The organism is Goodfellowiella coeruleoviolacea (assembly GCF_024171785.1).
Classification (GTDB): domain Bacteria; phylum Actinomycetota; class Actinomycetes; order Mycobacteriales; family Pseudonocardiaceae; genus Goodfellowiella; species Goodfellowiella coeruleoviolacea.
Genome location: NZ_JAMTCK010000010.1, coordinates 316,719 through 329,267, shown reverse-complemented (window position 1 = coordinate 329,267; position 12,549 = coordinate 316,719). Strand labels below are relative to the sequence as shown.

The window sequence follows — 12,549 nt, the reverse complement described above, 5'->3', positions numbered from 1 at the left end:
CAACCGGCAACCCGGTCAGGCCGAGGGGTGCTGCTCGACGCAGAAGTCCCGTTCCTCCTGGGTGATGGTCGGCCCGGCGAGCGGTGGGCGGCGAGGCCCGCGCAGTGTCGCCAGCACCACGGCGGGGTGCAGCAGCGAGGTCATCGGCGCCGAGAGGGTGAACGCGTTCATCATGGCGGCGGTGACCCTCGGCTCGCGGGTGGCGGCTCGGGACAGCCGGTCGACGTAGCGGCGGGACAGCCGCAGCAGGCGTGGCTGCGGCTTGCCGACCGCCCCGGGGTAGAGGATGTCCTGTGAGGTGGCCATGACCCAGGCCGTGTCCACCGTCCGCGCCAGGGCCCGCTGGATGCGCCGGGTGGTCCCGGGGGTGGCCAGGCCGTACCGCCGCAGCCCGGCGCCCAGGGTCGCGGCGCTGTGCGCGGCAACCGACATGCCGTGCCCGTACACCGGGTTGAAGGTGGCGAGTGCGTCGCCGAGCACCACCAGCCCGTCCGGCCAGACCGGCAGGCGCTCGTAGTAGACCCGGCGGTTCACGGTGCTGTGCGAGCTGTAGACGCCGGACAGCGGCCGTGCGGTGGCGATCAGGTCGCCGACCAGGGGGTGGCGCACCGACCGGGCGAAGTCGACGAACCGGTCCTCGTCGGTGGGCGGTTCCCCGCCTCGGGTGCCGGACAGGGTCACCATCCAGCGGCCCTCTTCGATGGGCAGCAGCGTCGCGGTCTTGCCCGGCTCGGCGTCCTGGGGGCTGGCCTGGATGTTGATCAGCGGGAAACGCCGCGCGGCGGCGGCCGGTGCCTGGAAAACCCTGGTGGCGTAGGCGAGTCCGGAGTCGACCGTCTCCTCGCGGGCGGCGGGCAGGCCGAGCGGCTCAAGCCACCGGCGCATCTTCGAGCCGCGGCCGGTGGCGTCCACCGTGATGTCGGCCGGCAACCGCTCCTGCGTCCCGCTGCCGCGGTCCGCGACCAGCACGCCCGTCACCCTGGTCCGGTCGCCGTCCAGCCCGAGGACGTCGGTGTGGTCGCGCACGGTGATTCGGGGATTGGCCAGCGCCTGGGTCCGAACCACCCAGTCGAGCAGGCCGCGGCTGCAGGAGACCATGAACTGGATCTCCGGGAAGCGGTGGATCCACCCCTGGGCCGACAGCGACACCATCTCGTTGGGAATGCCGATGCGCCGGGCGCCGCGGGCGATGAGGCGGTCGAGCGTGCCGGGCAGCAGCCGGTCGATGGTGCGGGCGCCACCCGACATGAGCAGGTGGGTGTGCCGTGCCTGGGGAACGCCGCTGCGGGGCCGTGGGTCGTCGGGGAGCCGGTCCCGGTCCACCACGGTCACCTGGTCCACCTGCGCGGCCAGGCTGGTCGCCGCGAGCATGCCGGCAAGACCACCACCGAGGACAACGGCACGTGTTGGGGTCATCAGCAGCCCGTCCCTTCTTCGTGTTCTCCGGCAGACGGGACACCGTTTTCCGTGGCCCCACTCAGCAAACACCAAGCCGCGCTGGGGAGGAATACGCCAGAAAGACGATCGATCACGTGAACTGGCGACCGCGATTTTTTCCTACTCAATTATTTCAGTGTCAACCAAAAGTACTACTCCTCGCAACAACCGCCCCGACGACCTCACTCGCGGAAGGTGCGGCGGTAGACGTCCGGCGGTACGCCGAGGGTGCGGTGGAAGTGGCGGCGCAGCGTCGTCGCCGTGCCCATGCCCGCGGCCGAGGCGATGGTGTCGACGCTGTCGTCGGTGGTCTCCAGCAGCTCCTGTGCGCGGCGGATCCGCTGGGTCAGCAGCCACTGCAGTGGGGTGGTGCCGGTTACCGAGCGGAAGTGCCGGGTCAGGTGGCGCGAACTCATGTTCGCCTGGCGGGCCAGGTCCTCGACGGTGAGTGGCTGGTCCAGCCGCCGCATCACCCAGGGGAGCAGTTCGGCCAGGGGGTGGTCGTCCTGGGCGGGCACCGGTGTGCTGACGAACTGGGCCTGGCCGCCGGCGCGGTGTGGTGGCACGACCAGGCGGCGGGCGACCACGTTGGCGACCGCGGAGCCGTGGTCGAGGCGGACCAGGTGCAGGCACAGGTCCATCGCCGCGGCCTTGCCCGCGGAGGTGAGCACGTTGCCGTTGTCGACGTAGAGCACGTCCGGGTCGACCTGCACCCGGGGATAGCGCGCGGCCAGTTCGGCGGTGTGGGCCCAGTGCGTGGTCGCGCGCAGCCCGTCGAGCAGGCCGGCGGCGGCGAGCACGAACGCGCCCGTGCACAGGGAGACCACCCGCGCGCCCGACTCGTGGGCCACGCGCACCGCCTCGACCAGGTCGGCCGGCGGGTCCTCGTCGACGTCGGCCAGGGCGGGAACGATCACGGTGGCGGCGTGTGCCAGCCGCTCCAGGCCGCAGTCGGGCTCCAGCAGGAACGGGCCGACCTGGACGGCGTGGGTGCCGCACACCCGGACGTCGTACCAGGGGCCGGGCAGGGCGGCCGGGGCGGAGCCGAACACCTCCTGGGCCAGGGCCAGCTCGAAGTGCAGCATCCCGTCGGTGGCGGCGACCGCGACGGAGCGCGGGTCAGGACTCATGTCCGGAATTGTACGGGTCGTGTCGTTACAGACACTGGGCAGCGGTGTCCAAACAGGACAGGATTTCCCCAGTCGATCACTTCGAGCACACAGGACACACAGGAGCGGACATGGGAACGAATCGGAACGTGGCGGTGTTCGGGGCCTACGGGCACACCGGGCGGTTCGTGGTCGCGGAGTTGCGCGAGCGCGGATACCACCCGCTGCTCCTCGGTCGCGACCAGGACAAGCTGCGGGCGCTGGCGCAGGCCCAGCCGGGGACTGCGGCGCGGACGGCGTCGGTCGACGATCCGGCCTCGCTGGACCGCGCGCTGGCCGACGCGGCCGCGGTGATCAACTGCGCCGGGCCGTTCGCGGCGACCGCCGGTCCGGTGGTGGAGGCGGCGCTGCGGGCGGGCATCCCGTATGTCGACGTGGCCGCCGAGATCGAGGCGAACCAGGACACGTTCACGCACTTCGCGGAGCGCGCCAGCGCCGCGGGTGTGGTGGTGGTCCCGGCGATGGCCTTCTACGGCGGCCTCGGCGACCTGCTGGTCACCACCGCGATGGGGGACTGGACGGCGGCGGACGAGGTGCACGTGGCCTACGGCCTGAGCAGTTGGCACCCCACCGGCGGGACGCTCGCCTCGGGCGTGGTGTCGCGGCAGCGGCGGGGTGGCCGCCAGGTCCGCTACAGCGGTGGGCGGCTGGAGTACCACAACGACTCCCTGCCGACCCTGGAGTGGCACTTCCCGGCTCCGCTCGGTCCCCAGCGCGTCATCGGTGAGTTCACCATGGCCGACGTGGTCACCGTTGCCAGCCACCTGGCTGTTCCGGAGGTGTGCACCTACATGACCGCCACGGCGGCGGCGGACCTGTCCGCTCCGGACGCCTCGGCGCCGACCGCGGTGGACGAGCGCGGTCGCTCGGCGCAGACCTTCGTCGTCGACGTCCTCGTCCGCTCCGGCGACGCCGAACGGCGGGTGGCCGCTTCCGGTCAGGACATCTACGCCATCAGCGCGCCGCTCGCGGTGGAGGCCGTCGAGCGCATCCTCACCGGTCGGACCAGGGCCACGGGTGTCGTCTCCGCGGGTGCGGCCTTCGATGCCGAGGACTTCCTCCGCGCCCTGTCCCCGTACCTCTCGCTGCACGCCCCGCTCGACACGCGTGGCTGACCGCGCGAACGTGCGCGGCGGCTTCCGTGGTCGGGAGGCCGGGTGGGTGTGTCAGGGGATCTCGGTCTCGATCCGGGCGAGGTGGGCGGCGAGGATCTCGTCGAACGCGGCGTGGCGGTCGACACCGAGGGGGCGGATCTCGCGGGCGAAGTGGGCCAGGGCGGGGAAGCGCTCGGGGTCGGCGCCCAGGACCGCGACGCGGAACTGCTCCATGCCCTGGTCGTACTCGTCGGGGGTGAGGGTGCTGACGCCGGCCTCGGCGGCGATCAGCGCGGCGAGTAGGACCACGATCCGGTGGTAGCGGGTCGGGATCGCCTCGTCGGGCAGGCCAGAGGCGCGCAGGGCCTGCAGCACCTCTTCCATGACCAGTCGGGAACCGGTGCCGCCGGACCCGTAGCGTCCCCAGATCAGGGCGAGCTGGGGGTGTTGGCCGAAGGTCTCCCGCAGGCGTAGGGCCGTGGCGCTGATGCGTTGTTTCCAGTCGCCCTCGGGGTGGTAGCCGTCCATCGCGGCCAGCAGGATCCGGTCGGCGACCGCGCGCAGCAGTTCCGTCTTGTTGCGGAAGTGCCGGTAGAGGCTGGAGGAGTCGGTCCCGAGTGTCGAGGCGAGCCGGCGCACGCTGAACGACTCGGCGTCGCTCGTGCGCAGCAGTTCCGCCGCGGTGTCCAGGATCTCCTCGGTCGCCCAACGCCGTCGACCTGCCATCTCGCCCCTTTCGTCGGTGCTCAGCTTATTATGCACTTGCCGTTGCACGCAGTGCGTGCAACAGTGTTGGCACCGCTGAGAGCTGACACAGCGAAGGAGAAGACATGAGCGAGACCACTGCGATGACCCGGCCGCCGGAGCCGGACTTCTCGACGGCGACGATCGAGGAGTTGATCGCCTACCGCGACGCGGAGAACCGCTTCCGGGCGTCCAGCGCGGCTTGGGCGCTCATCGGGGAACCGGACCCCGCCGCCGCCATCGAGTGGCAGGAGTTGGCGCTGCCGGGCCGCGACCTGCCGGTCCGGGTGTACCGGCCGGCGTCCACGGGCGACGGCGAGGCCGGCACCCGAACCGACCTGCCGCTCGTGGTCCACGTGCACGGAGGCGGTTTCGTGGGCACCGCGGCGCAGTGCGACTGGACCAACAGCCACCTCGCCGCTCACCTGCCCGCGGTCGTGATCTCGGTCGAACACCGCCTCATCGCCCCGCACACGCCGCTGTCGGCGGCCGTTGACGACGGCTGGGACGTGCTCCGGCACGCGGTGCGGCACGCCGCGCGGTGGGGCGCCGACCCGTCGCGCACCGCCGTCTTCGGGGAGAGCTGCGGCGCGCTGATCAGCGCCCTGGCGGCCATCCGGGCCCGGGACGCCGGCCTGCGGCTCAGGGCGCAGGTGCTGGTCAACCCCGTGGTCGACGTGACGGAGACGATGTGCGACTACCCCTCCGTCACCGAGTACGCCTACAGCCCGACTCGCGCCCTGCCGCAACTGCGGCTCATCCAGCGGCTCGCCATCCCACCGGGGACCGACGCCCGCGCGTTCTCGCCGCTGTACGCCGACGATCTGGACGGGCTGGCTCCCGCGCTGGTCGTGGTGCCGACCCGGGACGCGGTCGCTGATCACGGCCGCCGCTACGCCGAGCGCCTGCGGGCGGCCGGGACGTCCGTGCGGCTGACCGAGTACCCGGGAGCGCGGCACGCGTTCCTGACCTTGCCGGGCGTGGAGCCGCAGGCCGTGCTCGCCCAGGCGGAGATCCGCCAATTCCTCCGCGTGGCGCTGGCGGGGTGACGGGGGAACGCGATGCACACCACCGCTCTCGGGCCGTCCGGCCCCGAAGTTTCCCGGCTCGGCCTCGGCTGCATGAGCATGACCGGCAGCTACGGCCCCGCCGATCCGCGCGAGGCCGCGGCCACCCTGCTGGCGGCCCTGGACTCCGGTGTCACCCTGTTCGACACCGGCGACTTCTACGGTGACGGGGCGAACGAGGAACTCCTCGGCCGGACCCTCGCACCGCACCGCGACCGGGTCGTGCTGGCCACCAAGACGGGCGTGCGGCGCACCGCCGAGGGGCTGGTCCCCGCCGGCTCACCCAGTGATCTGCGCCGCGCCTGCGACGCGTCGCTGCGCCGGCTGCGCACCGACCACATCGACGTGTACTACCTCGCCCGCATCGACCCCGCCGTCCCCGTCGAGGAGTCGGTCGGGGCGCTGGCCGATCTGGTCGCCCAGGGCAAGGTGGGCCAGATCGGCCTGTCCGAGGTCTCCGCCGCCACCCTGTGGCGCGCGCACGCCGTCCACCCGATCAGCGCCGTGCAGACCGAGTACTCGCTGTGGGAGCGCCATGTCGAACACGACGTGCTGCCCACGATCCGGGACCTCGGGGCCGTCCTGGTCGCCTACAGTCCGCTCGGTCGCGGCGTGCTGACCGGGGCCGTCCGCGCCAGCACCCGCTACGAGCCCGGTGACTTCCGCGCCACCGCCCCCCGCTACAACGGCGACAACCTCACGGCCAACCTGGCCATCGTGGACGCCATCACCCGACTCGCCGCCGCCAAGGGCGCTACCGCCGCCCAGGTCGCCCTCGCCTGGCTGCTCTCCCGCGGCAGCGACGTCATCCCCATTCCCGGCAGCTCGCGCCGTCCCCACCTGCGCGACAACCTGGCCGCTCTCGACCTGCACCTGACCGCGGCCGACCTCGGCGCCATCGACGCCGCCGTCCCCGCCACCGGCGCCCGGGGAGCCCGATACGGCGAGCACGGCATCCGCATGATCGACCAGTGAGACCGGAGGCCGAGGCGGTGCGGGCGGAGATCGTCGAGATCCTCAAGGCCGCCGGCGCCGCGCGGCTGGACTGACGCAAGGGAACGCATTCTGATGACCACAACAATCCAGGAGCGAAGGGCGATCGCGGCGATGTGCGTGGGGCTTGGTCTCACCGTCGTCGCGACGATCGTGCCGTATGTCGACCGCGCCACCACCCACCTGCTGGCCGACCACATCCAGGCTGGGTATCCCGGGTACGCCCGGACGCAGGTCGACTCGGCCGTCAGCACCTACCTGGTCCTGCTGTCCGCCATCGGAGCGCTGGGCGTCCTCGCCTGGCTCGGGACGATCTGGGCGGTCAGGGCGGGCAAGCGGTGGGCGCGACCCGTCGCGACCGTGATGTTCGCGCTGGGCGCCAGCGTCGGACTGATCGGGCTGCTCACCAAGGACACCTCCGGCGCCACCGGCCTGCCGCCGGTGCTGGGCTGGGTCGGGATGGTGCCCTGTCTGGCCGGTCTCCTCGCGATCGCGCTGCTGTGGCGGCGAGCGGACCAGGCCGACGCCGGCTGACGGTGCCGCCGCCCGTGGCGCGCTCCCACCGCTGAGGTCCTCGGTGGACAGAGTTGGGGCGGGCTGTCAGTCGTCGGCCTCGGTCAGGGCGGCGCACACCGCGCGGGCGAACGCGTCGGTGGTCAGGGTTCCGCCGATGTCGCGGGTGCGGGTGGCGGGGTTGTCCAGCACGGTGTCCACGGCCCGGCTGATCCGGTCCGCCGCCGCCACCAGCCGGTGATCGGCGTCGTGGCGGCCGCGCCAGTCCAGCAGCATGGCGGCGGACCGGATCAGCGAGGTGGGGTTGGCGATGCCCTGGCCCGCGATGTCGGGTGCGGAGCCGTGCTGGGCCTGGGCGAGGCAGATGTCGTGGCTGGTGTTGATGGAGCCGCCGAGGCCCAGGCTCCCGGACAGTTCGGAGGCCTCGTCGGAGAGGATGTCGCCGAACATGTTGGTGGTGACGATGACGTCGAACCGCTCGGGGTCGCGGACCAGCAGCGCCGCGGTCGCGTCCACGATCAGCTCGTCCAGTTCGACGTCCGGGTACTGCTCGGCGACCGCGCGCACCTCCCGCAGGAACAGGCCGTCGGACAGGGCGAGCACGTTGGCCTTGTGCACCGCCGTGACCTTGCGGCGGCGGCCCCGGGCGAGGTCGAAGGCCACGCGGGCCACCCGGCGACACGCGGTCGCGCTGATCTTGCGGACCGACAGCGCCAGATCGGGGTCGGGCATGAACTCGCCGCTGCCCACGTGCATGTTCCGGTCCGCGTAGAAGCCCTCGGTGTTCTCCCGCACGATCACCAGGTCCATGGGCTTGCGCAGCACCGACAGGTCCGGGTGGGACCGGCACGGCCGCACGTTCGCGAACAGTTCGAACACCCGGCGTAGCTCGGCGGAGACGTTGATGCCGCCCTGTTCGCGCGGCGGGTACTCGTAGGTCGAGACCGGCCCCAGCAGCACGCCGTCCACCTCGGGGACCCGCCGCAGCACGGCCGCCGGCAGGGTGGTTCCGGTGGTGGCCAGCGACGCCAGGCCGATGTCGTGGCGCTCGATTTCCACCCCGAGGTCGAGCAGCGTGTTCACCGTGTCGAGCACGTCCACCGTGGCCTGGGTGATCTCCGGGCCGATGCCGTCTCCGGGGAGGACGAGGAGCTGCACGGGAGCCGCCTTTCTCGGGGTGCGCCGGCCACCGCCGCGGGGCGCGGGGGAGCGGGCCTGCTCGGGGTGTTGCCGCCGAGAGTTATACCCAGCGCGCCGGTGGGCGAGTGCGGTGGCCGGCCGGGGTCAGCCGGCGCCGAGGGTGTGCTCGGGCGCGGAGAAGACGGCGGTGACGCAGGGCGCGGTGCCGCGTCGGGTCATCGCGATGGGCGCGGCGGCGGCCAGGTGTTTGGCGACCGCGGCCAGCCAGCGCACCTCGAACGCGGCGCCCACGCACGAGCCGGGCCCGACCGCGAACGGCAGGAACGCCTCGGGCCGACTCGGCAGCCGCGACCAGCGGTCGGGGTCGAAGGTGTCCGCGTCCGGCCAGTACCGGGGGTGGCGCTGCAGCGCGTAGGCCGGGACGACCACGTCGTCGCCCCGCAGCACCGACAGCGGCCCGATGCGGTGGTCGTGCAGCACGACGCGGCGGTGCTGCCAGGCGGGTGGCCACAGCCGCAGTGTTTCCAGCGCGATGTGCTCGGGCGCCGCCTCGGTGCGGGTGGCCGTGGGGTCGGCCGCGCGCCGCGCGGCCACCAGGTCGGGCGACTGCAGGGCGCAGAGCAGCCAGGTGAGCGCCGCCGAGGACGCGCCGACGAACGCGGTCACCGCGCGCAGGTAGACCTCGCCGCGGACGGCCGGGTCCAGTTCCGGGAAGCCCGGCGGCGCGCTGGTGGCCAGTGTCGTGCCGGCCCGCGCGGCCAGGCGCTGGAAGGCACCGTGGTCGGCGCGGCGGCGGGAGCCGGTGAGCATGCTGTGGAAGACGGTGTCCAGGAACTCGCTGACCGTGGCGCGCAGCTCGGCCTCCCGGTCGAGCCCCAGCGGTCCGCTGTTCGCCTCGGTCACCGCGTGCAGGCAGGCGCGGTGCAGGTCACCGCGTGCGGCGCCGAGCTGGTCGACGGTGATCGCCGCCAGGGCGTCGGGGTCCTCGGCGGCGAGGGTGCGGTGCACCCACCGGTTGAGCGCACCGCACACCGCCGGCGGCAACGCGACACCGCCGGGACGCCAGAAGGCGGGCACGTGGTCGAGTTGTCCGTCGACGTCGACCAGGGCCCGCCTGGCCAGGTGGGAATCACAGAGCACGACGCTGCCGGCGAGCGTGCGGAACACTGGTTGCCGCAGGCAGCGGCGGTGCAGTTGCCGCATTCCCCGCCAGCCGGTCCGGCGGATCGGGCCGAATGACATGGATCAGTAGTAGGTGTACTGCGGGTTCCACGCCAGGCGGCGCACCCCGCGTTCCACACCCAGCCTGCGCATCACCGGTCTGATCAGGCGCCTCATCTGCTGCCTCCTTCGGGGTTGTGCTGGTGTGGCAGGGGAGGGCGTCGCCAGGGCGGTGCGGTCGATCCGCACTGCTCGTTGGCGCCGCCGGCACCCGCGCACCTGGCGTATTGTGCAGACGCGATCTGGGGAAGATCTGGGATTCGTCTTGTTTCTGGTGGGCTCGGCTCGACCCCCGGGCAGGGGGGCTGGGGAGGACCGGGGTGCCGGTGTCGGTGACGTTCGAGTTGCTGGGTGATATTCAGGCGCACGTGGCCGGTGAGCCGATCGATCTCGGGCACGCGCGGCAGCGCAGTGTGCTGGCGGCGCTGCTGGTGGAGCCGAACCGGTCGTTGCCGCTGGACCTGCTCATCGAACGGGTGTGGGGGGACCGGGCACCGCGTCAGGCGCGCAACACCCTGTACGGCTACCTCTACCGGCTGCGGCAGGCCTTCGCCGGTGTCGCCGGGGTGCGCATCGACCGCACGCCCGGCGGCTACCTGCTGCCCGTGGACGAGCACGCCGTGGACCTGCACCGGTTCCGGCTGGTGGTCAAGCGCGCCCAGGCCGAGCCCGACGAGCAGGCGCTGGACTCGCTGGAGCGGGCGCTGGCGCTGTGGCGCGGCCAGGCGCTCGGCGGCGCGGACGGGCCGTGGGCCCAGTCCGTGCGCCGCGCGCTCGACCAGGAGCGGTGGACGGCGCTGTTGCAGCGCAACGACATCGCCCTGCGCCTGGGGCGCCACACCGCGCTGCTGGCCGAGTTGTCCGCACTGGCCGACGAGAACCCGTTGGACGAACGGCTGGCCGGACAGCTCATCCTCGCGCTGTACCAGTGCGGCCGACAGGGCGACGCGTTGACGCACTACCAGAGCGTGCGGCGGCGGCTGGCCGAGGAACTCGGCGCCGACCCCGGTCCGGGCTTGCGGGAACTGCACCAGCGGGTGCTGGCCGGGGAGCTGACCGCGCCCGCCACCGCACGGATCGGCACTCCCACGCCCCGGCAGCTCCCGGCGGCGCCCCGGCTGTTCGTCGGGCGGACCGACGAACTCGCGCGCATCGACAAGGTGCTGGCCTCGGGGCACGCACCACCGCCGGTGCTGGCGGTGGTCGGCTCGGGTGGCACCGGCAAGACGGCCCTGGTGCTGCACTGGGCGCACCGGGCGGTCGACCGGTTCCCGGACGGACAGCTGCACGCCGACCTGCGCGGGTTCGACCCGGCCGGGCCGCCGGTGTCCCCGGCGGCGGTGGTGCGGGGTTTCCTGGACGCGCTGGGGGTGCCAGCGGACTCGGCGCCGGCCGACCAGGACGGCCAGGTCGCGCTGTACCGCAGCCTGCTGGCGGGTAAGCGCTTGCTCGTGGTGCTGGACAACGCCCGCGACACCGACCAGGTCCTTCCGCTGCTGCCCGGCAGCCCCACCTGCACGGTGCTGGTCACCAGCCGCCAGCGCCTGACCGGGCTGGCCGCCACCCACGGTGTTCCCACGCTGGCGCTGGACGTGCTGACCGACGCCGAGGCCCGGGACCTGCTGGTGGGCCACCTGGGCGAGCAGCGGGTGCGCGGTGAGCCGGGGGCCGTGGCGCACCTGCTGCGCTGGTGCGCCGGGCTTCCCCTGGCGGTCGGCATCGTCGCCGCGCGGGCCGCGGTGTACCCGGACTTCCCGCTGTCCGCGCTCGTCGAGGAGCTGTCCGAGGACAGCGGGCTGGACGCGCTGGACACCGGTGAGCTGAGCACCAGCCTGCGTGCGGTGTTCGCGGCCTCCTACCGCGCCCTGCCGCCCGAGGCGGCGGAGGCGTTCGCCCTGCTCGGTGTGGCACCCGGCCCGGACATCGGCGTGCCGGCGGCCGCTGCCCTGCTGGGGGTGCCGGTGCCTCGGCTGCGGGGGCTGGTGCGGCACCTGGAGACCGGACACCTGGTGCGCCAGCACGTGCCCGGCCGGTACCGGATGCACGACCTGGTCCGGGTCTACGCCGTGGAGCGGGCGCGCGCCGACCACGCGGACAGCGCCGAGGCGGGGCTGCGGCGGGTGATCGACTTCTACGTCCGGTTCGGCCGCGCCGCGGAGCGCGTCCTCTACCCGTACGAGACGCCCCCGGCCGTCGGTGAACCGGCTGGGGCCGTGCCGGACCTGCCGGACGACACCGCGGCGCTGGCCTGGTTGACCGCCGAGTACGCCGGTGTGCTGGCCGCCCAGCAGGCGGCGGCGCGGCGCGGCTGGCACCCGCCGGTGTGGCAGCTGGCCTGGGCGCTGGACACGTTCCAGCGGCGCCAGGGGCACCTGCAGCAGGACCAGCTCGCCGCCTGGCGGGCGGGTCTGGCCGCGGCCGAGCGCGCGGGCGATGCCGCCGCCTGTGCGCTGGCCGCCTGGCGGCTCGGGGCCGCGCTCGCCCGCGTCGGCGACCTCGGTGGCGCGGCGGATCACCTCGACCTCGCCCTGGCGCAGAGCCGCGCGTCGGGGGACGCCTCCGGGCAGGCCAACGCGCACCAGTCCCTGGCCTGGGTGTGCGAACAGCGGGGCGAGGACACGCGCGCGCTGCACCACGCGACCAGTGCCCTGGAGATCCTGCGGGGGTTGGGGGTGCCCATGCGCGAGGCGCACGCGCTCAACCAGGCCGGCTGGTACGCGGCCAGGCTCAACGACCTGGACCGGGCGGCCCGCTACTGCGAGGCCGCCCTGGAGTTGGCCCGGCGCCACGGCGACCGCGACGCCGAGGCCCGCACCCTGGACAGCCTGGGCTACCTGGCGCACCGCGCGGGCCGGCACGACCACGCGGTGGAGCGCTACGAGCAGGCCCTGGTCGGATTCGTCGAGGTGGGCGCGACCTACGACTACGTGGACACCCTGCAGCGGCTGGGGGACAGCCACGCCGCCGCCGGCCGCGGTGAGCAGGCCCGCGCGGCGTGGCGGACAGCGCTGTCCCTGTTGGACGAGCAGCACCGCACCGCCGACGCCGAGCAGTTGCGCGCGAAGCTGGCCAGGAGGCGCTGAGCCCCCGCGGGGCCCGGCTCGTTCCTGGCCGCCGCGGGCCCGGGCCGGGCTGCTCAACTCTCGGGCCGCCTCCGGGGGCAGCACGCGC

General features: G+C 73.5%; 10 protein-coding genes. 5 read left to right on the top strand and 5 right to left on the bottom strand.

Annotation, left to right across the window (positions count from 1 at the left end; translation table 11 throughout):
- Positions 1-15 precede the first annotated feature (15 nt).
- Positions 16-1,416, bottom strand: a complete 1,401-nt coding sequence (locus LX83_RS22890) for an FAD-dependent oxidoreductase (RefSeq protein WP_253774704.1) — start codon at positions 1,414-1,416, stop codon at positions 16-18.
- A 203-nt stretch (positions 1,417-1,619) separates the two neighbouring features.
- Positions 1,620-2,567: a helix-turn-helix domain-containing protein gene (locus tag LX83_RS22885; RefSeq protein WP_253774702.1), complete on the bottom strand. Its 948-nt coding sequence runs from the start codon at positions 2,565-2,567 to the stop codon at positions 1,620-1,622.
- Between the two features lie 110 nt (positions 2,568-2,677).
- Here LX83_RS22885 and LX83_RS22880 point away from each other — a divergent pair, with 110 nt between their 5' ends.
- A complete protein-coding gene (locus tag LX83_RS22880) occupies positions 2,678-3,721 on the top strand; it encodes a saccharopine dehydrogenase family protein (RefSeq protein ID WP_253774700.1) in 1,044 nt (347 codons plus the stop codon).
- 51 nt (positions 3,722-3,772) lie between these two features.
- On the opposite strand, the gene LX83_RS22875 is transcribed toward LX83_RS22880, so the two are convergent.
- Positions 3,773-4,426 (bottom strand): TetR/AcrR family transcriptional regulator, encoded by a 654-nt coding sequence (locus LX83_RS22875; RefSeq protein ID WP_253774698.1) that lies wholly within the window; start codon positions 4,424-4,426, stop codon positions 3,773-3,775.
- A 104-nt stretch (positions 4,427-4,530) separates the two neighbouring features.
- Here LX83_RS22875 and LX83_RS22870 point away from each other — a divergent pair, with 104 nt between their 5' ends.
- The 3 genes from LX83_RS22870 to LX83_RS22860 all read left to right on the top strand — a co-directional run bounded on the left by LX83_RS22870 (position 4,531) and on the right by LX83_RS22860 (position 7,038).
- A complete protein-coding gene (locus tag LX83_RS22870; RefSeq protein WP_253774696.1) occupies positions 4,531-5,493 on the top strand; it encodes an alpha/beta hydrolase in 963 nt (320 codons plus the stop codon).
- Positions 5,494-5,505: 12 nt separating this feature from the next.
- On the top strand, positions 5,506-6,486 hold the full coding sequence (locus tag LX83_RS22865; protein ID WP_253774694.1) for an aldo/keto reductase: 981 nt from the start codon (positions 5,506-5,508) through the stop codon (positions 6,484-6,486).
- Positions 6,487-6,579: 93 nt separating this feature from the next.
- Positions 6,580-7,038, top strand: coding sequence for a hypothetical protein (locus LX83_RS22860; RefSeq protein ID WP_253774692.1), 459 nt, complete (start codon positions 6,580-6,582; stop codon positions 7,036-7,038).
- 66 nt (positions 7,039-7,104) lie between these two features.
- On the opposite strand, the gene LX83_RS22855 is transcribed toward LX83_RS22860, so the two are convergent.
- Together LX83_RS22855 and LX83_RS22850 are read right to left on the bottom strand one after the other, a co-directional pair.
- On the bottom strand, positions 7,105-8,175 hold the full coding sequence (locus tag LX83_RS22855; protein ID WP_253774690.1) for an isocitrate/isopropylmalate dehydrogenase family protein: 1,071 nt from the start codon (positions 8,173-8,175) through the stop codon (positions 7,105-7,107).
- Between the two features lie 126 nt (positions 8,176-8,301).
- A complete protein-coding gene (locus LX83_RS22850; protein ID WP_253774688.1) occupies positions 8,302-9,399 on the bottom strand; it encodes a cytochrome P450 in 1,098 nt (365 codons plus the stop codon).
- Between the two features lie 311 nt (positions 9,400-9,710).
- Here LX83_RS22850 and LX83_RS22845 point away from each other — a divergent pair, with 311 nt between their 5' ends.
- On the top strand, positions 9,711-12,461 hold the full coding sequence (locus tag LX83_RS22845; RefSeq protein ID WP_308204027.1) for an AfsR/SARP family transcriptional regulator: 2,751 nt from the start codon (positions 9,711-9,713) through the stop codon (positions 12,459-12,461).
- Positions 12,462-12,549: the final 88 nt, after the last annotated feature.

What these genes read in the sequence shown, in the direction of transcription:
- LX83_RS22890 (WP_253774704.1), bottom strand. Translation starts at nt 1,416, where the DNA reads ATGACCCCAACACGTGCCGTTGTCCTCGGTGGTGGTCTTGCCGGCATG.
- LX83_RS22885 (WP_253774702.1), bottom strand. Translation starts at nt 2,567, where the DNA reads ATGAGTCCTGACCCGCGCTCCGTCGCGGTCGCCGCCACCGACGGGATG.
- LX83_RS22880 (WP_253774700.1), top strand. Translation starts at nt 2,678, where the DNA reads ATGGGAACGAATCGGAACGTGGCGGTGTTCGGGGCCTACGGGCACACC.
- LX83_RS22875 (WP_253774698.1), bottom strand. Translation starts at nt 4,426, where the DNA reads ATGGCAGGTCGACGGCGTTGGGCGACCGAGGAGATCCTGGACACCGCG.
- LX83_RS22870 (WP_253774696.1), top strand. Translation starts at nt 4,531, where the DNA reads ATGAGCGAGACCACTGCGATGACCCGGCCGCCGGAGCCGGACTTCTCG.
- LX83_RS22865 (WP_253774694.1), top strand. Translation starts at nt 5,506, where the DNA reads ATGCACACCACCGCTCTCGGGCCGTCCGGCCCCGAAGTTTCCCGGCTC.
- LX83_RS22860 (WP_253774692.1), top strand. Translation starts at nt 6,580, where the DNA reads ATGACCACAACAATCCAGGAGCGAAGGGCGATCGCGGCGATGTGCGTG.
- LX83_RS22850 (WP_253774688.1), bottom strand. Translation starts at nt 9,399, where the DNA reads ATGTCATTCGGCCCGATCCGCCGGACCGGCTGGCGGGGAATGCGGCAA.